22 protein-coding genes and 1 pseudogene are annotated in these 23,910 nt (G+C 72.5%); 19 read left to right on the top strand and 4 right to left on the bottom strand.

Features of this window, described 5'->3' with window-relative positions; translation table 11 throughout:
• The first annotated feature begins 45 nt into the window (after positions 1-45).
• The 10 genes from steA to F1721_RS29760 all read left to right on the top strand — a co-directional run bounded on the left by steA (position 46) and on the right by F1721_RS29760 (position 9,553).
• Positions 46-1,230 carry a putative cytokinetic ring protein SteA gene (gene steA / locus F1721_RS29805; RefSeq protein ID WP_150070143.1) on the top strand — a complete coding sequence of 395 codons (1,185 nt, stop codon included), beginning with the start codon at positions 46-48 and terminating at the stop codon, positions 1,228-1,230.
• Positions 1,227-2,165: a copper transporter gene (locus tag F1721_RS29800; RefSeq protein ID WP_150070142.1), complete on the top strand. Its 939-nt coding sequence runs from the start codon at positions 1,227-1,229 to the stop codon at positions 2,163-2,165. Before steA ends, F1721_RS29800 begins: the two co-directional genes overlap by 4 nt.
• 187 nt (positions 2,166-2,352) lie before the next feature.
• Positions 2,353-4,059 carry a CTP synthase gene (locus F1721_RS29795; RefSeq protein ID WP_150070141.1) on the top strand — a complete coding sequence of 569 codons (1,707 nt, stop codon included), beginning with the start codon at positions 2,353-2,355 and terminating at the stop codon, positions 4,057-4,059.
• 98 nt (positions 4,060-4,157) lie between these two features.
• On the top strand, positions 4,158-4,805 hold the full coding sequence (locus F1721_RS29790) for an NUDIX domain-containing protein (protein ID WP_150070165.1): 648 nt from the start codon (positions 4,158-4,160) through the stop codon (positions 4,803-4,805).
• Positions 4,802-5,749 carry a site-specific tyrosine recombinase XerD gene (gene xerD / locus F1721_RS29785; RefSeq protein WP_150070140.1) on the top strand — a complete coding sequence of 316 codons (948 nt, stop codon included), beginning with the start codon at positions 4,802-4,804 and terminating at the stop codon, positions 5,747-5,749. Before F1721_RS29790 ends, xerD begins: the two co-directional genes overlap by 4 nt.
• Positions 5,750-5,913: 164 nt before the next feature.
• Positions 5,914-6,855: a ParA family protein gene (locus F1721_RS29780; protein ID WP_150070139.1), complete on the top strand. Its 942-nt coding sequence runs from the start codon at positions 5,914-5,916 to the stop codon at positions 6,853-6,855.
• Positions 6,852-7,193, top strand: a complete 342-nt coding sequence (locus F1721_RS29775) for a hypothetical protein (protein ID WP_150070138.1) — start codon at positions 6,852-6,854, stop codon at positions 7,191-7,193. The genes F1721_RS29780 and F1721_RS29775 overlap by 4 nt, the downstream gene beginning before the upstream one ends.
• Complete coding sequence (locus tag F1721_RS29770) at positions 7,190-8,041, top strand: segregation and condensation protein A (protein ID WP_150070137.1); 852 nt, start codon at positions 7,190-7,192, stop codon at positions 8,039-8,041. The genes F1721_RS29775 and F1721_RS29770 overlap by 4 nt, the downstream gene beginning before the upstream one ends.
• A 137-nt stretch (positions 8,042-8,178) precedes the next feature.
• The gene (gene scpB, locus F1721_RS29765) at positions 8,179-8,805 is read left to right on the top strand and encodes an SMC-Scp complex subunit ScpB (protein ID WP_425474425.1); all 627 of its coding nucleotides are present in this window, start codon (positions 8,179-8,181) and stop codon (positions 8,803-8,805) included.
• A complete protein-coding gene (locus F1721_RS29760) occupies positions 8,795-9,553 on the top strand; it encodes a pseudouridine synthase (protein WP_150070136.1) in 759 nt (252 codons plus the stop codon). The genes scpB and F1721_RS29760 overlap by 11 nt, the downstream gene beginning before the upstream one ends.
• Before the next feature lie 7 nt (positions 9,554-9,560).
• Here the strand turns inward: F1721_RS29760 and F1721_RS29755 are convergent, their stop codons facing one another.
• Together F1721_RS29755 and F1721_RS29750 are read right to left on the bottom strand one after the other, a co-directional pair.
• Entirely contained in the window at positions 9,561-10,736 is a 1,176-nt protein-coding gene (locus tag F1721_RS29755) for a cation:proton antiporter (protein ID WP_150070135.1), read from the bottom strand.
• 118 nt (positions 10,737-10,854) lie between these two features.
• Positions 10,855-11,337 (bottom strand): cation:proton antiporter regulatory subunit, encoded by a 483-nt coding sequence (locus tag F1721_RS29750; RefSeq protein WP_150070134.1) that lies wholly within the window; start codon positions 11,335-11,337, stop codon positions 10,855-10,857.
• A gap of 147 nt (positions 11,338-11,484) precedes the next feature.
• Between F1721_RS29750 and cmk the strand changes: the two genes are divergently transcribed.
• From cmk to F1721_RS29720, 6 genes are all read left to right on the top strand, one after another.
• Positions 11,485-12,210, top strand: coding sequence for a (d)CMP kinase (gene cmk, locus F1721_RS29745; protein WP_150070133.1), 726 nt, complete (start codon positions 11,485-11,487; stop codon positions 12,208-12,210).
• 132 nt (positions 12,211-12,342) lie between these two features.
• A complete protein-coding gene (locus F1721_RS29740; protein ID WP_150070132.1) occupies positions 12,343-13,017 on the top strand; it encodes a lysophospholipid acyltransferase family protein in 675 nt (224 codons plus the stop codon).
• Entirely contained in the window at positions 13,014-14,447 is a 1,434-nt protein-coding gene (gene der / locus F1721_RS29735) for a ribosome biogenesis GTPase Der (protein ID WP_150070131.1), read from the top strand. Before F1721_RS29740 ends, der begins: the two co-directional genes overlap by 4 nt.
• Positions 14,448-14,538: 91 nt before the next feature.
• Positions 14,539-15,216 carry a response regulator gene (locus F1721_RS29730; protein ID WP_150070130.1) on the top strand — a complete coding sequence of 226 codons (678 nt, stop codon included), beginning with the start codon at positions 14,539-14,541 and terminating at the stop codon, positions 15,214-15,216.
• Positions 15,213-16,325, top strand: a complete 1,113-nt coding sequence (locus tag F1721_RS35435) for a sensor histidine kinase (protein ID WP_150070129.1) — start codon at positions 15,213-15,215, stop codon at positions 16,323-16,325. Before F1721_RS29730 ends, F1721_RS35435 begins: the two co-directional genes overlap by 4 nt.
• Positions 16,326-16,381: 56 nt before the next feature.
• A complete protein-coding gene (locus F1721_RS29720; protein WP_150070128.1) occupies positions 16,382-17,215 on the top strand; it encodes an aldo/keto reductase in 834 nt (277 codons plus the stop codon).
• Between the two features lie 4 nt (positions 17,216-17,219).
• On the opposite strand, the gene F1721_RS29715 is transcribed toward F1721_RS29720, so the two are convergent.
• Positions 17,220-19,298: a S9 family peptidase gene (locus tag F1721_RS29715; RefSeq protein ID WP_150070127.1), complete on the bottom strand. Its 2,079-nt coding sequence runs from the start codon at positions 19,296-19,298 to the stop codon at positions 17,220-17,222.
• A 188-nt stretch (positions 19,299-19,486) separates the two neighbouring features.
• Between F1721_RS29715 and F1721_RS29710 the strand changes: the two genes are divergently transcribed.
• The 3 genes and pseudogenes from F1721_RS29710 to F1721_RS35715 form a co-directional block, all read left to right on the top strand.
• Positions 19,487-20,458, top strand: a complete 972-nt coding sequence (locus F1721_RS29710; protein WP_150070126.1) for a glycosyltransferase family 2 protein — start codon at positions 19,487-19,489, stop codon at positions 20,456-20,458.
• Positions 20,458-22,899, top strand: a complete 2,442-nt coding sequence (locus tag F1721_RS29705) for a GtrA family protein (protein WP_150070164.1) — start codon at positions 20,458-20,460, stop codon at positions 22,897-22,899. Before F1721_RS29710 ends, F1721_RS29705 begins: the two co-directional genes overlap by 1 nt.
• Positions 22,896-23,546, top strand: a pseudogene (locus F1721_RS35715) (PIG-L family deacetylase); the annotation flags it as partial. The gene F1721_RS29705 and the pseudogene F1721_RS35715, both read left to right, overlap by 4 nt.
• Before the next feature lie 128 nt (positions 23,547-23,674).
• On the opposite strand, the gene F1721_RS34620 reads toward F1721_RS35715, so the two are convergent.
• Entirely contained in the window at positions 23,675-23,863 is a 189-nt protein-coding gene (locus F1721_RS34620) for a hypothetical protein (RefSeq protein WP_170301652.1), read from the bottom strand.
• Between the last annotated feature and the right edge of the window lie 47 nt (positions 23,864-23,910).

Here is a 23,910-nt window from a genome sequence, read left to right as displayed (position 1 = left end):
GCGTGGCGGACCGAAATCGGGTGATCGGTTTGTCACCATCGGTGCATGAAACTCAGCGGTCTGCTTGCTCGCCAGCAGGGCGACCTGCCCGGTGTGGTCGGGGTGGCCCGGATCGAGCGCCGCTCGGACGACGTGCTGCGCCGGGTCCGCACCGGCGACATCGCGGTGATCGACCACGCCGACCTGGACCGGCGCACGGCTGAAGCGCTGGTCTCGGCCGGTGTGGTCGGGGTGGTCAACGCGGCGCCGTCGATCTCCGGGCGCTACCCGAACCTGGGGCCCGACGTGCTGCTGTCCGCCGGGATCGCGCTCGTCGACGGCGTCGGCCCCGAGCTCGCGCGCCAGATCAAGGACGGCACGAAGATCCGGCTGCACGAGGGCGGGGTGTTCGTCGGCGAGCGGGAGATCGGCCGCGGGACGGCGCAGGACGCCGACTCGGTCGCCGACCTGCTCATCGAGGCCAAGGCCGGGATGTCGGCGCAGCTGGAGGCGTTCTCCGCGAACACCATCGAGTTCCTGCGCAAGGAGCGGACGCTCATCCTGGACGGCATCGGCGTCCCGGACCTGAGCATCTCGCTGGAGGACCGCCAGGTCCTGGTGCTGGCGCCGGGCTACGGCCACGCCGACGACCTCAAACGGCTGCGCAAGTACATCCGCGAGTACAAGCCGGTGCTGATCGGCGTCGAGACCGGCGCGGACGTGCTGCGGGAGGCCGGATACAAGCCGGACGTCATCGTGGGCGACCCGGACATCATCAGCACCGACACCCTCAAGTGCGGCGCTGAGCTGGTGATCCCGGCCCACCTGGACGGGCACGCGCCCGGGCTGGAGCGCATCCAGGACCTCGGCATCGGCGCGGTGACGTTCCCGGCCTCGGGCAACCCGGAGGACCTGGCGCTGCTGCTGGCCGACGCGCACAAGGCCAGCCTGGTGGTCACGGTCGGCTTCCACGCGACGCTGGGCGAGTTCCTGGACAGCGGGCGGTCCGGTTCCAACCCGTCGACCTTCCTGACCCGGCTGCGGATGGGCAGCAAGATCATCGACGGCCGGGCGGTGGCCGCCCTGCAGCGCAGCCGGACGCCGACCAGCGCCGTGGTGCTGCTGGTGGTCGCGGTGCTGCTGGTGGTGGTCGTGGCGCTGCTGGTCTCCGGTCTGGGCACCGCATTCATGGACGTGGTCGCCGGTGCGGGCGACCAGGTGGCGGCATACTTCAAGGGGCTTTTCACGTGATCTCGATGCGGTATCACATCGTGTCGATCGCCGCGGTCTTCCTGGCGCTGGCGGTCGGCGTGGTGCTCGGTTCGACCTCGATGAGCGACCGGCTGCTGGCCGGTGTCGGCAACCAGCGGGACTCGCTGCAGGAGCAGGTCGAGCAGCTCAACTCCGAGCGCAGCGCGCTGAAGGCGCAGGTCGCGGCGTCCGAGCAGTTCGACTCCGCGGTGGCGCCGATGGCCGTGCAGGGGCAGCTGGCGCAGCGCAGCGTCGTGCTGATCAGCTCGGCGGAGGCGCCCGACCAGCAGCGGGAGGCGATGTCGCAGCTGCTGCGCGATGCGGGCGCGGACCTGACCGGTGAGGTGCGCCTGGGCGAGGGCTTCGCCGACCCGGACCGGGCCGACCAGCTGCGCCGCGTGGTCACCGAGCTGCTGCCCGCCGGGGTCCAGCTGCCCACCGCGGCCGACCCGGGCACTCTGGCCGGTGGCCTGATCGGCCCGCTGGCCCTGCTCGACCCGCAGAGCGGGCAGCCGCAGACCGGCGACCCGGAGCGGGCGGCCGCGTTCGCGGGGCTGGCCGACGGCGGCTTCGCCACCGCCTCGCCGGGCCTGCGGCCCGCGCAGCTGGCGGTGGTGCTCACCGGCGGTCACCTCGACGGCGACCGGGCCGGGGACGAGGCCGCCACGCTGGCCCGGTTCGCCACCCAGATCGACCGGGCCGGGCAGGGCGCGGTGCTGGCCGGTGGGCCCGGTTCGGCCGACGGCACCGGGGCGGTCGGCGTGGCGCGGGCCGATCCGGCGATCGCGTCGAACCTGTCCACCGTGGACAACGTCGACGGCGGCTCGGGCCGGGTCGCGGTGGTGCTGGCGGTGCGCGAGCAGGCCGACCGGCAGGCCGGGCACTACGGCGTGGCGAGCAGCGCGCAGGGGCCGGTGCCGAGCACGCGCGGCTGACCGGTCGGTGATCAGCCGCCCGGATGGCGGTTGACCTGGACGTTCGGGTCTGGTTCGGCTGCGGTGGGTCTCGGTGCGCGGCCCGGCTGACGTGCGTTAGGCTGGAATTCCGTGGGAGCGACGGATCCAGCCGTCCTGCCAGTGCAGAAATCCAGCCAGGCGACGGCTTGACCACGGGGAGCATTTGTTGGCGCCGCAAGCACGCACGATCAAGCACGTGTTCGTCACGGGGGGCGTGGCCTCCTCGTTGGGTAAGGGGCTCACGGCGTCCAGCCTGGGCGAACTGCTGACCTCCCGCGGCCTGCGGGTGACCATGCAGAAGCTCGACCCCTACCTGAACGTCGATCCGGGAACGATGAACCCGTTTCAGCACGGTGAGGTGTTCGTCACCGAGGACGGCGCGGAGACCGACCTCGACATCGGGCACTACGAGCGGTTCCTGGACCGCGACCTGACCCGCAACGCCAACGTGACGACCGGCCAGGTGTACTCCGCGGTCATCGCCAAGGAGCGCCGCGGCGAGTACCTGGGCGACACCGTGCAGGTCATCCCGCACATCACCGACCAGATCAAGGCGCGCATCCGGGCGATGGCCGAGCCGGACGAGGACGGCCGCACCCCCGACGTGGTGATCACCGAGGTCGGCGGCACCGTCGGCGACATCGAGTCGCTGCCGTTCCTGGAGGCCTGCCGCCAGGTGCGCCACGACGTCGGCCGGGACAACTGCTTCTTCCTGCACGTCTCGCTGGTGCCGTTCCTGGCGCCGTCGGGTGAGCTCAAGACCAAGCCAACCCAGCACTCGGTGGCCGCGCTGCGCAACATCGGCATCCAGCCCGACGCGCTGGTCTGCCGCTCCGACCGGGACCTGCCGGAGGAGCTCAAGCGCAAGATCGCGCTGATGTGCGACGTCGACACCGACGGCGTGGTGGCCTGCCCGGACGCGCCGTCGATCTACGACATCCCGCGCGTGCTGCACGGCGAGGGCCTGGACGCCTACCTGGTGCGGCGGCTGGGGCTGCCGTTCCGCGACGTGGACTGGTCGGTGTGGGGCGACCTGCTGGACCGGGTGCACAACCCGTCGGAGAAGGTGCGCATCGCGCTGGTCGGCAAGTACGTGGATCTGCCCGACGCCTACCTGTCGGTCACCGAGGCGCTGCGCGCCGGCGGTTTCGCGCACCGCGCCAAGGTGGAGATCTCCTGGGTCGGCTCGGACACCTGCGAGACCGACGCCGGTGCCGCGCAGGCGCTGTCCGGAATGGACGGTGTGCTGATCCCCGGCGGCTTCGGGGTGCGCGGCATCGAGGGCAAGCTCGGCGCCATCCGCTACGCCCGCACCCACGGCATCCCGGTCCTCGGGCTGTGCCTGGGCCTGCAGTGCATGGTGATCGAGGCGGCGCGGTCGCTGGCCGGGCTGGAGCGGGCCAACTCCACCGAGTTCGAGGAGCCCTGCCAGCACCCGGTGATCAGCACCATGGCCGACCAGCACGACGTGGTCTCCGGCGACCGGGACATGGGCGGCACCATGCGGCTGGGGTCCTACCCGGCGAAGCTGCGCGCCGAGTCGATCGTGGCCGAGGCCTACGGCTCGACCGAGGTCGCCGAGCGGCACCGGCACCGCTACGAGGTGAACAACGCCTACCGCGACCGGCTGAGCAAGGCGGGCCTGGTGTTCTCCGGCACCTCGCCGGACGGTCGGCTGGTGGAGTTCGTCGAGCTGCCGCGCGAGGAGCACCCGTTCTTCGTGGGCACCCAGGCGCACCCGGAGCTCAAGAGCCGCCCGACGCGTCCGCACCCGCTGTTCGCCGCGTTCGTCAAGGCCGCGCTGGACTACCGCGCCGCGGAGCGGCTGCCGGTCGAGCTGGAGCCGGTGGAGGAGCCCGCGCCGAGCGCGTGACCAGGTGATCCCGCCGGAGGCCGGGGGCGGCCCGCCTCCGGCGGGATCGCGCCGCTCGCTGCGCCGCGCCGATCGGCTCTAGGGTGTTCGGCGTGGACATGACGGAACGCGGTGTCGAGCGCACCAACGGCGAGCACGAATTCACCACCCTGGCCAGCGAGGACGTCTACGTCGGCAGGATCCTCGCGCTGCGGGCCGACGAGGTCGGGATGCCCGGCGGTGGGCACGCGCGGCGCGAGGTCGTCGAGCACCTCGGCGCGGTGGCCGTGGTCGCCGTCGACGAGCAGGACCGGGTGGTCCTGCTGCACCAGTACCGCTACCCGCTGGGGCGGCGGCTGTGGGAGCTGCCCGCGGGCCTGCTGGACGTCGCGGGCGAGGAGCCGGTGCGCACCGCGCAGCGGGAGCTGGCCGAGGAGGCCGGGATCGCGGCCGAGGAGTGGTCGGTCCTGGTCGACGTCGCGTCCTCGCCCGGTTTCACCGACGAGAGCATCCGGATCTTCCTGGCCACCGGTCTGTCCGATGTGGACCGGCCGGAGGCGGTCGGGGACGAGGAGGCCGATCTGGTGATCCGCCGCGTGCCGTTCGCCGAGGCGGTGGACATGGTGCTGGCCGGGGAGATCGTGAACTCGCCCGCGGTGTCGGGCCTGCTCGCCGCCAAGGCGGTGCGCGACGGCGGCCGGTCGGGGCGGCCGGTCGACGCCGAGTGGACGGACCGGCCGCAGCGGTTCCGCCGGCGGCTGGGGTGAGGGGTTTCGACGCACTCCCGCCCGAGCTGCGCGAGGCGATCAGCGGCTACCTCGACCACCTCGCGGTGGAGCGCGGCACCGCGCGCAGCACGCTGGACTCCTACGCCCGGGATCTGCGCCGGTACGCCGAATTCCTGGTCGGTGCTGGGATAGCCGGGCTCGGCGAGGTGCGCGCGCAGCACCTCTCCGACTTCCTGGCCGAGCTACGGGAAGGCACCGAGCAGCGGCCGCCGCTGGCCTCGTCCTCGGCGGCGCGGGCCCTGGTGGCAGCGCGCGGGCTGCACAAGTTCGCGCACGCCGAGGGCAAGCTCGCCGTCGACGTGGCGCGCGAGGTCGCGCCGCCCAGCCTGCCGAAGCGGTTGCCGAAAGCGCTGTCCGTCGGCGATGTCGACACCCTGCTGGAGCACGCCGGGGGAGACGACGCCAAGGGGCTGCGGGACCGGGCGCTGCTGGAACTGCTGTACTCGACCGGGGCGCGGATCTCCGAAGCCATCGGGCTGGACCTCGACGACGTCGACCGCACCGACCGGACCGTGCGGCTCGACGGCAAGGGCGGCCGCCAGCGGCTGGTGCCGGTCGGGCGCCCCGCGCTGGAGGCGTTGGACGCGTACCTGGTGCGGGCGCGGCCAGCGCTGGTGGCGCGCGGTCGGGGCAGCGCGGCGATCTTCGTGAACTCGCGCGGCGGTCGGCTCTCCCGCCAGAGCGCGTGGAACGCGTTGAAGACGGCGGCGCGGCGCTCCGGCATCGGCGGTGACGTTTCCCCGCACGTGCTGCGGCATTCCTTCGCCACGCACCTGATGGAGGGCGGCGCGGACGTCCGGGTGGTGCAGGAGCTGCTCGGGCACGCCTCCGTGACCACGACCCAGGTCTACACGCTGGTCACCGTGAACGCGCTGCGCGAGGTCTACGCGACGGCCCACCCGCGCGCCCACGCTTCGGGGTGAGTTGGTCGCGCTGCGCATGCGGCCGGGCCGCGTTGGCGGTAGACGTTGATCACACGGAGATCACAAGGAACTTCGGACACCCCGGCGAGGCGCGTTGCCGCTGGTAGTGAATGCCACTTAGGCTGCGGTTGATCGCCACCGGTACCAAAAGGAGTCTGATCGCCATGTCGCTGCCGCAGCCCTCCGCCGACGGGCGGTCCCGGGGCGCGGTCGACCTGAGCATCGCCCCCGAGACGACGGGCCACGTGGAAGGCGCTGACCTGGCGCCGAATCCCCGCGGTCTCGGTCCCACCGGCCGGCCGCGTCGGCACATCCCGGAACCGCCGCTGCTGGACCGGCACGGTCCCGCCGCGGTGCTGGCGATGTGCAACCAGAAGGGCGGGGTGGGGAAGACCACGTCGACGATCAACCTCGGCGCATCCCTGGCGGAGTACGGACGCCGGGTGCTGCTGGTGGATTTCGATCCGCAGGGCGCGCTCTCGGTCGGCCTCGGGGTCCAGCCCCACCAGCTGGATCAGACGATCTACAACGTGATCATGGAGCGGTCGGTCACCGTGCAGGACGTGGTGCGGCGGACCACCGTCGACGGCATGGACCTGCTGCCCAGCAACATCGACCTGTCCGCGGCCGAGGTGCAGCTGGTCGCCGAGGTGGGCCGGGAGCAGACGCTGCACCGGGTGCTGCAGCCCGCGCTGGCCGACTACGACTACATCCTGGTGGACTGCCAGCCGTCGCTGGGCCTGCTCACGGTCAACGCGCTGGCCGCCGCCGACGGCGTGATCATCCCGCTGGAGTGCGAGTTCTTCAGCCTGCGCGGGGTGGCGCTGCTGATCGACACCATCGAGAAGGTGCGGGAGCGGCTGAACCCGAAGCTGGAGATCAGCGGGATACTGGCCACCATGTTCGACCCGCGCACGCTGCACTCCCGCGAGGTCATGGCGCGCGTGGTGGAGGCGTTCGGCGACGTGGTGTTCGACTCGGTGATCAACCGCACGGTCCGGTTCCCGGAGACCACCGTGGCCGGGGAGCCGATCACCAGGTGGGCGCCGCGCTCCGCGGGGGCCCAGGCGTACCGGGCGCTGGCCCGCGAGGTGATCGCCAGATGACCCGGCGGGCAGCCCTGCCGGGAGCCGCCGAACTGTTCCGTACTACTGTTCCTCGCGCGGATCACGCCGACGCGCCGGAAGCGGCACCGGCCGCGCCCGCCCGTTCCGGGCGGTCCGGGTCGGGTCGGCGCAAGCACGATGCGAAGATCACCGTGTACGTCTCCGACGAGGAGTTGCTGGGCTTGGAGCAGGCGCGACTGGCATTGCGGGCCGACCACGGCATCGCCGTGGACCGCGGCCGGGTGGTGCGCGAAGCGGTTGCCGCGGCGCTGGCCGACCTCGACGAGCGGGGTGCCGACTCGGAGCTGGTCCGCCGGCTGCGGGAGCCCGGCGAGTGACCGAACCCGCTGCCGGGGAGGAGCAGGCACCTGGGGATCCCGGCAGCACCGGCAAGTTCACCGTCCGCCTGGACAACTTCGAGGGCCCCTTCGACCTGCTGCTGCAGCTGATCTCGCAGCACCAGCTGGACGTCACCGAGGTGGCGCTGCACAAGGTCACCGACGAGTTCATCGCCTACACCCGGGCGCTCGGCGAGCAGTGGGACCTCGACGAGACCACCGAGTTCCTGGTGGTGGCCGCGACGCTGCTCGACCTCAAGGCGGCCCGGCTGCTGCCCGCGGCCGACGTGGAGGACGAGGCGGACCTGGCGCTGCTGGAAGCGCGCGACCTGCTGTTCGCGCGGCTGCTGCAGTACCGGGCGTACAAGCAGGTGGCGGCGCTGTTCGGCGAGCTGGAGGCCGGGGCGCTGCGGCGCTACCCGCGCTCGGTGTCGCTGGAGGAGCGGTTCGAGAACCTGCTGCCGGAGGTGCGGATCGGGGTCGAGCCGCAGCGGTTCGCCGAGATCGCGGCCGCGGTGTTCCGCCCCAAGCCGCCGCCCACCGTGTCGCTGGACCACATCCACCAGCACGGCGTGTCCGTCCGCGAGCACGCGGCGCTGCTGCGGGTGCGGCTGGCGGAGAAGGGCAGCGCCACGTTCCCGGAGCTGACCTCGGACTGCGGCCACACCGTCGAGGTGGTGGCCCGGTTCCTGGCGCTGCTGGAGCTCTACCGCGAGAAGGTGCTGCAGTTCGAGCAGGAGACGCCGCTGGGCGAGCTGCTCGTGCGGTGGGTGGGCGGCAGCCTGGAGCAGGCCAAGGTCGACGCCGAGGCGCAGCGCGCCAACGCAGAGGAAGAGGAGTACGGATGAGCGATCCTGTGCCAGCCCCAGAACTGCTCAACCGCACCTCAGGGGACCGTGACGCAAGCCAGCCACAAGAAACCGCAGAACGCGAGATAGACCCCGAACGCAACCACGACTGTGAATCGCGGGGAGGCGGAATGGGTATGAGCGGCGAGTTGGAGCCGCAGCTCGCAGCCGAGCCGGAGGTCGCGGCCGACGAGGTGGTGGAGCCCCAGGGTGCGCCGGACCTGACGTCGGATTCCGCGCTCGACGCCGCGCTGGAGGCGTTGCTGCTGGTCGTCGACGTGCCCGCCGGTGAGGAGCTGCTGGCCGACACCCTGGAGCAGCCCGTCAAGCGGATCCGCCAGGCGCTGCGGCGGCTCTCCGACGGCTACGCCGAGGCCGAGCGCGGCATCGACCTGCGCCGCGTCGGCGACGGGTGGCGGTTCTACACCCGGGAGACCTACGCGCCCTACGTGGAGCGCTACCTGCTCGACGGGCAGCGCTCGAAGCTGACCCGCGCCGCGCTGGAGACGCTGGCGGTCATCGCCTACCGGCAGCCCGTGACCCGGTCCCGGGTGGCAGCCGTACGGGGTGTGAACGTCGACGGCGTCATCCGTACCCTGGTGGGGCGCGGCCTAATCGAAGAGGCCGGGACCGACCCGGAGACGGGCGGCATCCTGTACTGCACGACCGAGCTGTTCCTGGAACGGCTGGGCCTGTCGTCGCTGAAGGAACTGCCGCCGCTCGCCCCATTGCTGCCCGAAGTGGATTCGATCGATGACGTCTGAACACCGCCCGTCCAACGCCGCCGAGGAAGGCGTGCGCCTGCAGAAAGTGCTGTCCCAGGCCGGGGTCGCCTCGCGGCGCGCGGCCGAGGAGATGATCGTCGAGGGGCGCATCGAGGTCGACGGCGAGGTCGTCACGGAGCTGGGCCGCCGCGTCGACCCGGCGACCGCGGTGATCCACGTCGACGGCAACCGGGTGATGGTCAACGACAACCTGACCCACCTGATGCTGAACAAGCCGCGCGGCATCCTGTGCACCATGTCCGACGACAAGGGCCGCCCGTGCATCGGCGACTACCTGCGGGAGCGCGAGGGCAAGCTGTTCCACGTCGGGCGGCTGGACCAGGACACCGAGGGCCTGCTGCTGATCACCAACGACGGCGAGCTGGCCAACCGGCTGATGCACCCGTCCTACAAGGTGCGCAAGACCTACCTGGCCGAGGTCATCGGCCCGATCCCGAAGGAGCTGGGCCAGCAGCTGCGCAAGGGCGTGGAGCTGGAGGACGGCCCGGTGAAGGTGGACCGGTTCAAGGTCGTGGACACCAACCAGAACCGCGCGCTGGTGGAGATCGTGCTGCACGAGGGCCGCAAGCGCATCGTGCGCCGGTTGCTCAAGCACGTCGGCCACCCGGTGCAGCGCCTGGTGCGCACCCGCATCGGCGACGTCCGCCTGACCTCCGAGCGGCCCGGCGCGATCCGCCCGCTCAACCGCCAGGAAGTCGGCTCGCTGTACCGCATCGTCGGGATGTGACCCCGGGTCAGGCCTTGGCCGCCGGGCGGCGGACGACCAGGCGGGCCACCGGCTCGACCACGCGGGCCGCGACCGGACCGAGGATCGCCATCAGCAGGACGTAGGCGGTGGCCAGCGCGGCCAGCTCACCGGACACCGCGCCCGAGGCCACCGCCAGCCCGGCGATCACGATGGAGAACTCGCCGCGCGCCACCAGCGCGGCACCGGCCCGCGCCCGGCCCATCCGGCCCACGCCCTGCATCTGCGAGGCCACCCAGCCGGTGACGACCTTCGTCGCCGCGGTGATCACGGCCAGCACCAGCGCCACCGGCAGCACCGGCGGGATCTGCGAGGGGTCGGTGTTCAGCCCGAACACCACGAAGAACAGCGCGGCGAACAGGTCGCGCAGCGGCTCCAGCATCCGGGTCGCGTTCGCCGCGGTCGACCCGGAGATCGCGATGCCCAGCAGGAACGAGCCGACCGCGGCCGAGACCTGCAGCTCCGAGGCGATACCGGCGACCAGCAGGGCCGAGCCGAGCAGCCGCAGCAGGAAGACCTCCGGGTCGGCGCTGTCGATCAGCGCCGAGACGTACTTGCCGAACTTCAGCGCGATCACCAGCACGAGGGTGATCACCACCAGCGACACCCCGACGGCGGTGAGCCCGCCGAGGAAGCTGACCCCGGCCAGCAGCGCGGTCAGGATCGGCAGGTAGACGGCCATCGCGAGGTCCTCGAAGACCAGGATCGACAGGATCACCGGGGTTTCCCGGTTGCCCAGTCGACCCAGGTCCCCGAGGACCTTCGCGACGATGCCGGACGAGGAGATGTAGGTGACACCGGCCATGGTCAGCGCGCCGATCGGGCCCCAGCCCAGCATCAGCGCGACCACCGCGCCCGGTAACGCGTTCAGCGCGATGTCGATCAGCCCGGCCAGCCACGAGCGGCGCAGGCCGGTGACCAGCTCGCCCGCCGAGTACTCCAGCCCCAGCAGGAGCAGCAGGAGGACCACGCCGATCTCGGAGGCCAGGTGGGTGAACGGTTCGATGCCGTGCAGCGGGACCAGCCCACCCGTGCCGAACGCCAGCCCGCCCAGCAGGTACAGCGGGATCGGGGAGATGCCGATCTTCCAGGCGAGCCTGCCGAGCAGGCCGAGACCGAAGAAGACCGCGCCGAGCTCGATCAACGAGATCGCCGTGTCGTGCACCGTGGTGTTCCTCTCGCGTGTTGCCTGCGTATGGAGTTGTTCTGGGTTCGGCACGCGTGGGACCACCGTTGGCGACGCGTGTCCCGGTCGGCGACCGGGCGGGTGGAGCGGACCGGGGTCAGCCCTTCTCCAGGATTTCGCTGGCGGCGCGCAGCCCCTCGCTGGTGCCCACGACGACGACCAGGTCACCGCCGGCGAACGCGAAGTCCGGGCGGGGCGAGGGGTGCACGGTGCCGTCGCGGACCACCGCGACGATCGACACCGACGTGCGGGTGCGCATCTCGGTGTCGCCGAGGGTGCGGCCGTCGTAGGGCGAACCCGGGGTGAGCGGCAGCTGCCAGGTGGTGACGCCGGTGACCTCGCGCTGCTGCTCGGTGAGCTGCGCGACCAGCTGCGGGGCGCCCAGCAGGTTGGCCAGCGCGCTGGTCTCGGCGGTGGTCAGGTCGACCGAGGCGGCGACCTTGTCCGGGTCCTCGTGGTCGGAGACGATCAGCTCGAACCGGCCGTCCCGGTAGGTGATCACACCGATGCGGTGGCCGGAGCGGGTGGTGAAGTCCTGCCGCGTGCCGAGTCCCGGCAGCGGGGTCACTGTTACGTCCACCCGCCCACCATATTCCGCGAGCACCGGAGTTCGACCGGTAGTTCGGGTGGATCGGGATGCGATTGGGACCTGCCGCCGGGGACCAGGCAGAATGGACGGTTGGTCCGGCCGTCGGCCGGGTGCGGCGACGATCAGGAGGAAGAGCACGTGGCACACGCCAAGCTCCGCGGTGTGGTGGCCCTCGACGGTCCGTCGGGCACCGGCAAGTCGACGGTGTCCCGCAAGTTGGCCGCGGCGCTCGGCGCGACCTACCTCGACACCGGTGCGATGTACCGCGCCGTGACGCTGGCCGTGCTGCGCGCGCAGGTCGAGCCGTCCGACGAGGCCGAGGTCGTGCGGGTGGTGCGCGCGGCTGAGCTGACCATGGGCACCGACCCGGAGCGGCCCGCGGTGCTGCTCGACGGCCAGGACGTCGGGCGGGAGATCCGCGGACCGGAGGTCACCGGGGCGGTGTCCGCGGTGTCGGCGGTCGCCGAGGTGCGGGACCAGCTGGTCGCGCTGCAGCGCAGGCTGATCGGCGAGGCCCTGGTCGAGCCCGGCGGCATCGTGGTCGAGGGCCGCGACATCGGCACCGTCGTGGTGCCCGACGCCGGGCTGAAGGTCTACCTGACGGCGTCCTCCACGGCCCGCGCCGAGCGGCGCACCGCGCAGGACCTCTCCGAGGGGCGCGCGGGGGACCTGGACCGCACCCACGCCGACGTGCAGCGCCGCGACGCGCTGGACTCCGGGCGCAAGGTCGCGCCGCTGCGCAAGGCCGACGACGCGCTGGAGCTGGACACCACCGACCTGGACGTGGCGGGCGTGCTCGAGCAGCTGCACAAGCACGTCGAGAGCCGCGGCCTGCTCAGGGAGAGGAGTTCGCGGAATGAGTAGTCCTGTGGCAACCCCAGTTCTGCTCAACCGCACCTCAGGGGAACGGGACGCAAACCAGCCACAAGAAACCGCGAAACGTGAGGTCGAGCCGGACGCAACCACGACTGTGAAGCGCGGAGAGGCGGGACAGCCATGAGCGAGCAGACCCTGCCCGAGGGTGCGTCCCCGCGGCTGCACCGGTTCGGCCGGTGGATCTCGCGGCGGATCGTGCGGCTGCCGTTCCGGGTCCGCGTCCACCGGGCCGAGCGGATCCCGCGCACCGGCCCGGTGGTGCTGGTGGCCAACCACAGCTCGCTGCTGGACGGGCCGCTGCTGATCGGAATGCTGCCGCGCCCCGCGGTGTTCCTGATCAAGCAGGAGATGTTCAAGGGCGCGCTGGGCTGGTTCCTGCGCCGCATCGGGCAGATCGGGGTGCGGCGCGGCGAGGCGGACCGCACGCCGCTGCTGACCGCGGTGCGGGTGCTCAAAGCCGGAGGGCTGGTCGGGGTCTTCCCCGAAGGCACCCGCGGGTCCGGCGACGTGGAGAGCGCGCAGCACGGCGCGGCCTGGTTGGCGCGGGCCTCCGGGGCCCAGGTGCTGCCGGTCGCGGTCCGGGGCACGCGGCGTCCGGAAGGGCGGGGCCGTAGGCTGCTGCCCAGGATCGACGTGCTGTTCGGCGAGCCGATCGCGCTGCCCGCGGGCAAGGGCCGCACCGGCCTGGTCGTGGCGACCGAAGCGGTGCGCACCGAACTGGTCGAGCTGATCGCCGAACTGGACCGGCTGGTCGCCGACCACCGCGATGACGATGTGAGAGGGAAACGAGCGTGACCGAGGAGTCGCTGGAAGGCCTGGACGGCACGTGGTCCGACGAGGCCGAGTGGGCCGAGTTCGACGAGGTCTCCGCGCCCGAGGACGCCGCGCCGCCGGTGCCGCAGCCGGTGCTGGCCGTGGTCGGCCGCCCCAACGTGGGCAAGTCGACGCTGGTCAACCGGTTGCTGGGCCGTCGCGAGGCCGTCGTGCAGGACACCCCCGGCGTGACCAGGGACCGGGTGGCCTACGACGCGCTGTGGAACGGCCGCCGGTTCACCGTGGTGGACACCGGCGGCTGGGAGCCCGACGCGAAGGGCCTGATGGCGTCGGTGGCCGCGCAGGCGGAGCTGGCCATGCACACCGCGGACGCGGTGCTGCTGGTGGTCGACGCGCGGGTGGGTGCCACCGAGACCGAGGAGGCCGTGGCGCGGGTGCTGCGCCGCTCCAAGCGCCCGGTGCTGCTGGCCGCCAACAAGGTCGACGACCAGCGCGGTGACGCCGACGTGCACTCGCTGTGGTCGCTGGGCCTGGGCGAGCCGATGCCGATCAGCGCGCTGCACGGCCGCGGCTCCGGCGACCTGCTGGACGCCGTGCTGGCGGCGTTCCCGGAAACCCCGCGCGAGGTGTTCGGCGCGTCCGGCGGGCCCCGGCGGGTCGCGCTGGTCGGCAAGCCGAACGTGGGCAAGTCGAGCCTGCTCAACAAGCTGACCGGGGAAGAGCGGTCGGTGGTGCACGACGTCGCGGGCACCACGGTCGACCCGGTGGACTCGCTGGTCGAGCTGGACGGCGAGGTGTGGCGGTTCGTCGACACCGCGGGCCTGCGCAAGCGGGTCAAGACCGCCAGCGGCACCGAGTACTACGCCTCGCTGCGCACCAAGGCCGCCATCGAGGCGGCCGAGGTCGCCATCGTGCTGATCGACGGGTCCGAGCCGCTCAGCGAGCAGGACCTGCGGGTGATCACCATGGTGGTGGAGGCCGGTCGGGCGCTGGTGATCGCCTACAACAAGTGGGACCTGGTCGACGACGACCGCCGCCGCCAGCTGGAGAAGGAGATCGACCGCGAGCTGGTGCGGGTGCGGTGGGCCGAGCGGGTCAACGTCTCGGCGAAGACCGGGCGCGCGGTGGCCAAGCTGGCCCCGACGCTGCGCACCGCGCTGGACTCGTGGGACACCCGCGTGCCCACCGGCCGGTTGAACGGCTGGCTGTCCGAGCTGGTCGCGGCCAACCCGCCGCCGGTGCGCGGCGGCCGTCAGCCGAAGATCCTGTTCGCCACCCAGGCGCAGACCCGGCCGCCGACGTTCGTGCTGTTCACCACCGGCTTCCTGGAGGCCGGGTACCGGCGCTTCCTGGAGCGCAAGCTCCGGGAGACCTTCGGGTTCGTCGGCAGCCCGGTGCGGATCTCGGTGCGGGTGCGCGAGCGCAAGGCGGCCAAGGGCGGGCGTCGCTGATCACTTTCCGCTCGGGTGGTGTGCGCGCTGCGTTCGCACCACCCCGCTAGTCTGCGAGCAATCCTTTCGGAGCAGGGGAGGTGACCGAGAGGTGCAGGCGGAGGACGGCGGGGAGCCGATCCGGGTGGTGCTGGCCGACGACGAGGCCATGCTGCGGCGGGGCCTGCGACTGCTGCTGGAGACCAGCGGCACGATCCGAGTGGTCGCCGAGGCGGGCGACGGGCACGAGCTGCTCACCGCGGTCCGCGCCCACCGGGTGGACGTCGCCCTGATCGACGTGCAGATGCCCGGCAAGGACGGCCTGTCCGCGCTGCGGGAGCTGATGGTGCTGCCGGACCCGCCCGCGGCGGCGGTGCTGACCACGTTCGACCTGGACGACTACGTGTCCGAGGCGCTGCGCCACGGCGCGAACGGGTTCCTGCTCAAGGACGCCGACCCGGCGGTGCTGGTCCGGGCGGTGCACGACCTGGCGGCCGGTGGTGCGGTGCTGGACCCGCGGATCACCGCGCGGCTGCTGCCCCGGTTCCGCGGCGCGACCGACAACGCGCACGAGGTGCAGCTGGTGCGGGGCCTGTCCGCCCGGGAGCGGCAGGTGCTGGAGCTGCTGGCCGACGGTCGCTCCAACGCCGACATCGGGATGCGGCTCGGGTTGACCGAGGCGACGGTGAAGAGCTACGTCTCGACCGTGCTGAGCAAGCTGGGCGCGCAGAACCGCGTGCAGGCCGCGTTGATCGCGCAGCGCGTCGCGGGCGTGGGCGACCGCTGGTGAGCGCCGTGCGGTGGCGCACCCTCGCAGTTGAAGCGCTGGTCGTCGCGATCCCGGCGGCCGCGGTGCTGGCCGCCCCGGACCCGTTCAGCTACGCCACGGCGTCCGGGCTGATCACGGCATTCCTGCTGCCGCTGCGGCGGCGGTGGCCGCGCACCACGGTGCTGCTGTGCATGCCCGCGCTGGCCGGTGGTCTCGGCTGGCCCGCGACGCTCGTGGCGCTGTTCGCGCTCGGCCGGGCTCAGCCGCAGGCCCGGTCGTTGGTCGCCTGGGGCGGGCTGGCCGCTGCGGTCGCCGTCGCCCCGGTGCTGATCCTGCAGTCGCTGCCGGTCGGCGCGATCCTGCTGACCTTGGCGTACGTGGTGCTGGCCGCCGGTGCACCGGTCGCGCTGGGAGCGCTGGTGTCGTTGCGGCAGCAGCTGGCGGAGAGCCTGCGCCGGTTGGAAGCGGCCACCGCGGCGGAGCTGGAGGCGAAGGCGGAGACCGCGCGGGCCGATGAGCGGGCGCGGATCGCGCGGGAGATCCACGACGCCGTCGGCCACCACGTCACCTTGATCGCGGTGGAATCGGCCGCGCTCGGCGCCACCACCACCGATCCCGAGGCGGTGGAGACGGCAGGTCGGCTGCGCGGGTTGGCCAAGCAGGCCTTGGACGAGATGCGCGCGACGCTCGGGCTGGGCAGCACCGGCCGGACCGGGCTGGACACCATCCCGGAGCTGGTCGGTCAGGCCCGCGCGGCCGGGGTGGACGTGGAGCTGTCCAGCGAACTCGGCGACCCGGACGTGCCACCGGCGGTGGAGCGGGCCGCCTACCGCGTGGTCCAGGAAGCCCTGACCAACGCCTCCAAGCACGCGCCCGGCGCGGTGATCAAGGTGGACCTGGCGAGCAGGGCGGGTGCGCTGCACATCGTCGTCACCAACGGCGCGCCGCGCGGCGGGACCGTCGACGTGGGCGGTGGCGGTTCCGGACTGGCCGGGCTCTCGGAGCGGGTGCGGATGGCGGGCGGGCAGCTCGACGCCGGGCCGTCCGAGGACGGCGGCTTCCAGCTGACGGCCGTCCTGCCCAAGCAGCCCGCCCTGCCCAACCAGCCCGTCCAGCCCCACCAGCGCTGAACCGTATGCTGGCCGCACGCCCGGCAGCGATGGAATCAGCGATCTTGGGAGCGTGCATGCGTGGCATCCAACTGCCCGGTGGCGGAGAACTGCCGGTGCTGGGGCAGGGCACCTGGGGCATGGGGGAGCGGCGCGGGCAGCGAGCGGCCGAGGTGGCCGCGCTGCGCCGCGGGTTGGACTTGGGCGTCGGGCTGATCGACACCGCCGAGATGTACGGCAGCGGCGGGGCAGAGGAGGTCGTCGGCGCCGCCATCGCCGGGCGCCGGGACGAGGTGTTCCTGGTCAGCAAGGTCTACCCGCACAACGCGAGCCGTCGCGGCGCGGTCGAGGCCTGCGAGCGCAGCCTGCGCCGCCTCGGCACCGACCACCTGGACCTGTACCTGCTGCACTGGCGCGGGAGCACGCCGCTGGCCGAGACGCTGGAGGCGTTCGAGCAGCTGCGGTCCGACGGCAAGATCAAGCGCTTCGGGGTGAGCAACTTCGACCCGGAGGACGTGGACGAGCTGTTCGCCAGCGACCTCGGTCGGCAGTCGGCGACCAACCAGGTGCTCTACAACCTGACCCGGCGCGGGATCGAGGTCGACCTGCTGCCGTGGTGCCGGGAGCAGGAGCTGCCGGTGATGGCGTACTCGCCGATCGAGCAGGGCCGCCTGCTCGGCGAACCGGCATTGCGCCGGGTCGCCGAGCGCCACGCGGCGAGCCCGGCGCAGATCGCGATCGCCTGGGTGCTGGCGCAGGACGGGGTGTGCGCGATCCCGAAGGCGGCCACCCCGGAGCACGTCGACCAGAACCGCGCGGCGCTGGACATCGAGCTGACCGCCGAGGACCTCGCCGAGCTCGACGCGGCCTTCCCGGCGCCGGAGCACCCCGTCCCGCTGGAGATCCTCTGAGCCGCTAGTCGGCCAGGGCCTTGCGGAGGAAGTCGACCTGCAGGAGCAGGAGGTTCTCGCTGGTCGTCTCGTCGGTGGGCATGTGGCTGACGCCCGGCAGCGGCAGGACCGTGTGCGGTCGCGCCGCTGCCGTCAGCGCCGCCGACAGGCGGAGGGCGTGCGCCAGGACCACGTTGTCGTCCACCGTTCCGTGCACGATCAGCATCGGGCGGTCCAGCTTCGCGGCGTCGGCCAGCAGCGAGTTCGCCTCGTAGACCTCGGGCGCTTCGTTCGGGTCGCCGAGGTAGCGCTCGGTGTAGTGGGTGTCGTACAGGCGCCAGTCCACCACTCCGGCACCGACCACTGCGGCGTGGAAGACGTCCGGGCGGCGCAGCACCGCCAGCGCGGCGAGGTAGCCGCCGAAGGACCAGCCGCGGATCGCCACGCGGTCGAGGTCCAGCTCCGGGTGCTGCGCCGCTGCGGCGTGCAGCGCGTCGACCTGGTCCTGCAGCGGCGGGTTGGCCAGGTCCCCGGCGATGGCTCGGTCCCAGTCCGGGCCGCGCCCGGCCATCCCGCGGCCGTCGGTGACCAGCACCGCGAAGCCCTGGTCGGCGAACCACTGCGAGGTCAGGAAGCCCTGCTGGCGGGACAGCACCCGCTGCGAGTGCGGGCCGCCGTAGGGGTCCAGCAGCACCGGCAGCGGACCGTCCGACGGCTGGTAGCCGCTGGGCAGCAGCAGGGCGCTGTACAGGTCGCGGTCGCCGAGGCGCAGCAGCTCGACGTTGAGGTCCATGCCGTGGTCCTCGGCGCGGCTGGCGATCTCGGCGACCTCCCGGCCGTCCCGCCGCACCAAGACGCGGGTCCTCGGCTCGTCCAAGGTCGCGCTGGCGACCACCAGCACGTCGCCGCCGCGGGTACCGGTGTGCACGCCGGGCGCGGTGGTCAGGCGCTCGACGCCGGTTTCGGTGGCGCGGTAGAGGTGCACCTGCGTCGGGTCCTGCTCCGAACCGGAGATCAGGACGTCGTCCTCGCCGATGTCCAGGACGCTGCGGACCTGCAGCGGAGCCGAGGTCCACGGCCGGTCGCCGACGACGAGCCGGTACGCGCCGTCCTCGGCGCTGATGCGCACCAGGCGGCCGTCCGGGGTCCAGGCGGGCCAGCCGGGCTTGATCTCCACCCAGTGCGGATCGGTGTCGCGGTGCACCTCGGTGGTGCGCCCGGTGTCCGGGTCCACGGCGAGGACCAGCTGGGTGCGCTGGTCGCGGGTCTGCACGGCGATCAGCGGGCGGCCGTGCCGCGACCAGTGCGCGGTGACGAGGTACGGGAACGCCTGCCGGTCCCAGTCCACCGGGACGCGGTTGCCGTCGAGGTCGACCAGCGCGAGGGTGACCTCGGCGTTGGCCGTCCCGGCCGCGGGGTAGCGCACCGGGGTCGGGACGCGTCCCGGGTCGTTCGGGTCGCCGAGGTACCAGTTCTGCACCGGGGACTCGTCCACCCGGGCCGCCAGCAGCCGCGAGCCGTCCGGCGCCCACCAGTAGCCCTGGAAGCGGCTCATCTCCTCGGCGGCGATGAACTCCGCCGCGCCCCAGGTGATGTTCGGGCCGTCGGGCGCGGCCAGCGCCCGGTCGCCGGAACCGTCCACTTCGATCACACGCAGTGCGCGGCCGGACACGTAGGACACCCGGCGGCCGTCCGGGTCCAGCCGCGGGTCGGCGACGGGGCGCTGCACCGGGAGCTCGCGGGTCTCGCCGGTCGCGACTGCGGTGTGGAAGAGCCGACCGGACAGCATGAAGACAACCGAGCTGCCGGCGCGGTCCGCGGCGTAGCCGGTGATTCCCCCGGCGCGTTCCCGCGCGCGCTCGCGGCGGGCCTGCTCCTCGGGGGACACCTCGTCGCTGTCCAGCAGCGCCGTCGGGTCGGCCAACACGCGCTCCTGGCCGGTCGCGGTGTCCAGCGCCCACAGGGAGTTCCGGGGATCGGTGCCGGAGGCCGAGCGCAGGAAGAGCACCGCCGCACCGTCGGCGGTGGCGGTGAAGTTCCGGGGAGCGCCCAGGGTGAAGCCCTGCGTTCGGGCGCTGCGGCGGGGGAATGACGCGGACGACATGGATCCAGCCTGCCATTCGCGGTGCGCCGCGGTGCGAGCAGGCTTCGATCTGCCACGCGGACGGATTATCCGCCGGTGTGTCGGGCGGGGGTGCGGGTCGGCGTCGAACCTACCTTCGAGGCGAATCTTCAAGGACCGCAGCGGCTTCGGCTCATCAGCCGGGGCCGCCGAGACGGATGAGACCTGCCATGTACCTGTCGCTGGTGGTGCCGTGCTTCAACGAGGAGCGCGGACTGCAACGGTTCCACGACGCGCTGGTCGCAGCGCTGTCCGAGCACGTCCGGGATTACGAGGTGATCCTGGTCGACGACGGCAGCACCGACCGGACGCTGCGCGAGGCCCGCCGGTTGGCGGCGGCCAACCCGCGCTTCCGCTACGTGTCGCTGAGCCGCAACTTCGGGAAGGAACCGGCGATGCTCTGCGGGCTGCGGCACGCGCGCGGCGACCGCGTGGCGCTGCTGGACGCCGACCTGCAGCACCCGCCGGAGCTGCTGCGCCGGATGGTGCCGCTGCTGGACTCCGGTTACGACCAGGTCGTCGCGCGCCGCACCAGGAGCGGGGAGCGGCGCTGGCGGTCGCTCCCGGCCCGGGCCTACTACCGCGCGGCCCGCCGGTTCACCGGGGTCCGGATCCCGGACGGTGCGGGGGATTTTCGGGTGCTGTCGCGGCGTGCGGTGGACGCGGTGCTGGCGCTGCCGGAGCACCACCGGTTCTCCAAGGGGCTGTTCGCCTGGATCGGTTTCGGCACCGCCTACGTCTCCTTCCGCGACGTGCCGCGGCGGTCCGGTCGTTCGAAGTGGACGTTCGGCGCGCTGGTCGATCACGGGATCGACGGGCTGACCTCGTTCAACGCCAAACCGCTGCGGTCCTCGATCTACCTGGGTGCGCTGGTGGTGTCGGCGGCGGGCGCGTGGGCGGTCCGCTCGGCGTGGCAGGCCATTGTGGACGGTTCGTGGCCGTCGGCCGGTGCGGTGCTGCTGGTCGGGTTGGCCGGGATGGGCGGTCTGCAGCTGTGCTTCCTCGGGGTGCTCGGGGAGTACCTGGGGCGGAGCTACTTCGAGGCCAAGCGCCGACCGCACTACCTGGTCAAGGAGCTCAGCCCGGAGCTGGGCGCGGACGTCGCGGCGCGCCGGTTGTGGCCCGCCGAGCTGGTGTCGTGATGCGGCGCGGGGCGCAGCTCGGGCGGTTCGCCCTGGTCGGCGGGGCGAACACGACCGTGCACTGCGCGGTCTACTTCGGCCTGTTCGCGCTGCTGCCGTACCTGCTGGCGCACGTGGTCGCGACCGCGGTGGCCACGCTGTGCTCCTACCTGCTCAACTGCCGGTTCACCTTCGGCGTTCCGGTCAAGGCCCGCACCTTGCTGCTGTTCCCGCTGGCGAACCTGGCGCTGATCGGGCTGAGCACGGCGGCGGTGGCCGGTGCGGTCGCGGTCGGGGTGGACCCGGTGCTGGCGCCGTTCGTCGGGGGTGCTGCCGTGCTGCCCGCGACGTTCGTCGCGAGCCGCGCGGTGCTGACCTCGCAGCGCGGGGCGCCCCGCGGTGATTGGCCGGTCGCGGCCGGTGTTGCCGCGGTCGTCGCGGTGTTGGGCCAGATCCCGTTGCTGGTGAACCCGTCGTTCTACTTCTGGGACGACAGCGCGGCGCAGTTCCTGCCGATGTGGCACCGGTTGGGGGAGCGGCTGCTGGCCGGGGACTGGCCGCTGGCGCTGGACCTGGACTCGTGGATGGGCGGGAACCTGGCCGCCGAGGCGCTGTTCGGGATCTGGAACCCGGTGCACCTGCTGGACTTCCTGCTGGTGGTGTGGATCGGCGACCTCGCGATCGCCGCGGCGGTGGTGAAGACGCAGTTCCTGGTGATCCTCGGTGTCGGCACGTTCCTGCTGTGCCGCAGCTACGGCGCGACCCGCGGCATCGCCTCGGCGCTCGGTGCGGCGCTGCCGGTCTCCGGATTCGTGCTGTACTTTCAGGCCGGTTCGTGGGCTGGCGGGCTCATGGGGTTGGCCTGGGTGCCGTGGGCCTGGTGGGCGTTGCGCGGCACCGACCGCGTTCCGGCGTTCGTGGCCTGGCTGCTGTGCTTCCTGTGCGTCTCGGCCGGTGATCCCTACAGCGTGCTGGCCTTGTGCCTGGTGTTCGTCGGGTTGCTGGTCGAGGGCGGCCGGAGCCGGGTGCGGTTGGTGCTGCTGGGTGTCGCGGTGGCCGCTGTGCTGCCGCTGGTCTACGGCCCGGTGCTGTCGGCATCGGAGGTGGGGTGGCGGTCCGGGTACGCGTTCTTCAACATCGGCCAGCTGGTGCCCGGCATCGGCGATCTCCTGAACGCCAGCCTGCCGTCGTTCCTCCCGCAGATCCCCACGTTCGGCACGTTCCGGATGTCGGTGCCCGGGACCTACTTCGCCTGGTTCGCGGTTCCGCTGCTGGCCTGGCTGGACTGGCGCGCCGTCCGGTGGCGCAGCTGCGCGGTGGTGCTGGCGGGCTGCTACTTCCTGCTCTGCCTGGGGCCGTCGAACCTGTGGCTGTTCCGCTGGCCGCTGCGCAACGTCGTGGTGCTGCACCTGGCCGTCGCCGTCCTGCTCGCCGTCGCGCTGTCCGGTGGCCTGCGCACCGACCGGTTCAAGGTGAGGTTGGCGTGTTCGGCCGGTTCGATGCTGGTGGCCGGGTACCTGGCGGTCGCCGCGTGGCCCGCGCAAGCGCCCAAGCACCTGGTTTCGCTGCTCGTGGTCGGCGTTCTGGTCCTGCTGGTGTTGCGCACGCGGATGCTCGCTGCGGTGCTGCACCTGGGTACGGCCTGCGTATTGGCGTTGCAGGTGCTGTGGTTCCCGGTCAACCGCGACATTGCGGCCTACAACTTCCCTACGGACGTGGGGGAGTTGCGCGCGCGTTTCGCCCCGCTCAACACCGGAACCGTCGTGCAGATCGCCGACCGCGGCTTGATCCCGCCCGAGCAGATCGCCTCGCGGCAGGCGTGGTCGCGGCTGCTGTTCGGCAACATGCCAGCGGCGGCGGGGATGGCGAATCTGGTATCCTACACCGGAATCGGGTACGACGCCCTGCACACCGAGCTCTGCCTGAACTATTTCGGCGCCACCTGTCCGCACGCCTACGACCGCTTGTGGAAACCAGACGGGCTGGCCGATCAGCTCCGCGCCGAACACGTCGTGGTGCAGCGTCGGCTGCGCGAGGTGTCGGCGGCTCCTGAAGGCTGGCGCATCGCACGGCGGGACCCGGAAGTCGTCGTGCTCAGCAGGGAAGCGCCCATCGCCTGGCCGGAGGGCCGGTTGGGGGCGGCGCGCGGTGTGCGGGTGCTCGACGACGTGCAGCACGGGCAGGTTCAGGAGACCGTGCGCTTCGCTGATGCGGGGGAGCGGTCCGAGCTCGTGTTCGCGCGCCTCGCCTGGCCCGGCTACCGGGCCGAGGTGGACGGCCGTCCCGTGCCGGTCGGAGCGACCGAGGCCGGGCTGCTCCGGGTGAGCCTCCCGAGCTCCTCGAACGGCGTGCTCGCGCTCTCCTGGAGCCCGCCCGGTTTCGCCTGGCACATCGCGCTGCTGTGCGTCGGAGCGGCGCTGGCCGCCGTCCTCTCCGCGGTACCGCTGCGGGGGTCGAGATGAGAGCTGTCGTCTTCGTCGTCGTGGCGCTGCTCGTGGTGCTGGCCGCGCCGGTCGCTGCGGATCCGGGGCGCTCGCACCTCCAGGTCGTGGCGCACCCGGACGACGACATCCTGTTCATGAACCCGGACCTGGCGATGTCGGTGCGGTCCGGGGCGGAGGTGACCACGGTGTTCCTGACGGCCGGGGAGAGCGATGTGCGCCCGGCCGCGCAGTACGCCGCGAAGCGGCAAGCCGGTGCGCGAGCAGCGTTCGCGGCGATGGCCGGGGCCGTCGACGACTGGCGCCGCGGCGTGCTGCGGATCGGCGGCCGGGAGGTCGAGGTGCAGGCGCTGCGGGCCCGGCCGGGAATCCGGTTGGTCTTCCTGAACCTGCCCGACGACAACGACCCGGACGCCAGCGGCGGCAAGCACGCGCTCACACGGCTCTGGCAGGACCCGGCCGCGCGGGTTGCCACGCTGCGGCCGGAGGGGTCCGCGGTGGCGGTCGCCGAGCACGACCGGGCGTCGCTCATCGGGCTGCTGGCCGATCTCCACCGGCGGTTCGAGCCTGCCATCGTCCGCACCCACGATCCCGAGCCCGATCCCCGCAACCAGCCGCAGTGGGGAGTCCACCACAACCACCCGGACCACGTGATGACCGCGCGGTTCGCCGAAACCGCGGTGCGCCGCGCCGCGATCCCGGCGCACCTCGTGAACTACCGCGACTACGACATCGCCGACGCGCCGCCGAACCTGCCACCGGAGGTGGTGGCGGACAAGCGGGCGATCTTCGAGCGCTACGCCCGGCACGATCCCGTGGTGAGCCTCGACGAGCCGTACGCGACGTGGCTGCGGAGCATGCGGCAGCGCTGGCCGCGCGGGGCGAACTGGGCCGCGACCGGCAGCAGCGGACGGGAAGTGCACGTCTTCGTGCGCGGTGATCGGCTGATCGCGGGGTCCGGGGCGGAGGAGTCCGTGGTGGACACGCCCGGTTTCGTGCCGCGCTCGCCGGTTCTCGCGGACGCGCGCACGA

Origin of the sequence: Saccharopolyspora hirsuta, assembly GCF_008630535.1 — a bacterium.
GTDB lineage: Bacteria > Actinomycetota > Actinomycetes > Mycobacteriales > Pseudonocardiaceae > Saccharopolyspora > Saccharopolyspora hirsuta.
The sequence above is the reverse complement of the archived record's forward strand: the minus strand, read 5'-3'. Positions and strand labels throughout refer to the sequence as shown.

Coding starts and splice junctions, on each gene's coding strand:
- F1721_RS29760 (WP_150070136.1), top strand. CDS start 8,795: ATGACGTCTGAACACCGCCCGTCCAACGCCGCCGAGGAAGGCGTGCGC.
- F1721_RS29780 (WP_150070139.1), top strand. CDS start 5,914: ATGTCGCTGCCGCAGCCCTCCGCCGACGGGCGGTCCCGGGGCGCGGTC.
- steA (WP_150070143.1), top strand. CDS start 46: ATGAAACTCAGCGGTCTGCTTGCTCGCCAGCAGGGCGACCTGCCCGGT.
- F1721_RS29775 (WP_150070138.1), top strand. CDS start 6,852: ATGACCCGGCGGGCAGCCCTGCCGGGAGCCGCCGAACTGTTCCGTACT.
- F1721_RS29710 (WP_150070126.1), top strand. CDS start 19,487: ATGTACCTGTCGCTGGTGGTGCCGTGCTTCAACGAGGAGCGCGGACTG.
- F1721_RS29715 (WP_150070127.1), bottom strand. CDS start 19,298: ATGTCGTCCGCGTCATTCCCCCGCCGCAGCGCCCGAACGCAGGGCTTC.
- scpB (WP_425474425.1), top strand. CDS start 8,179: ATGAGCGGCGAGTTGGAGCCGCAGCTCGCAGCCGAGCCGGAGGTCGCG.
- F1721_RS29790 (WP_150070165.1), top strand. CDS start 4,158: ATGACGGAACGCGGTGTCGAGCGCACCAACGGCGAGCACGAATTCACC.
- F1721_RS29740 (WP_150070132.1), top strand. CDS start 12,343: ATGAGCGAGCAGACCCTGCCCGAGGGTGCGTCCCCGCGGCTGCACCGG.
- F1721_RS29705 (WP_150070164.1), top strand. CDS start 20,458: ATGCGGCGCGGGGCGCAGCTCGGGCGGTTCGCCCTGGTCGGCGGGGCG.
- F1721_RS29720 (WP_150070128.1), top strand. CDS start 16,382: ATGCGTGGCATCCAACTGCCCGGTGGCGGAGAACTGCCGGTGCTGGGG.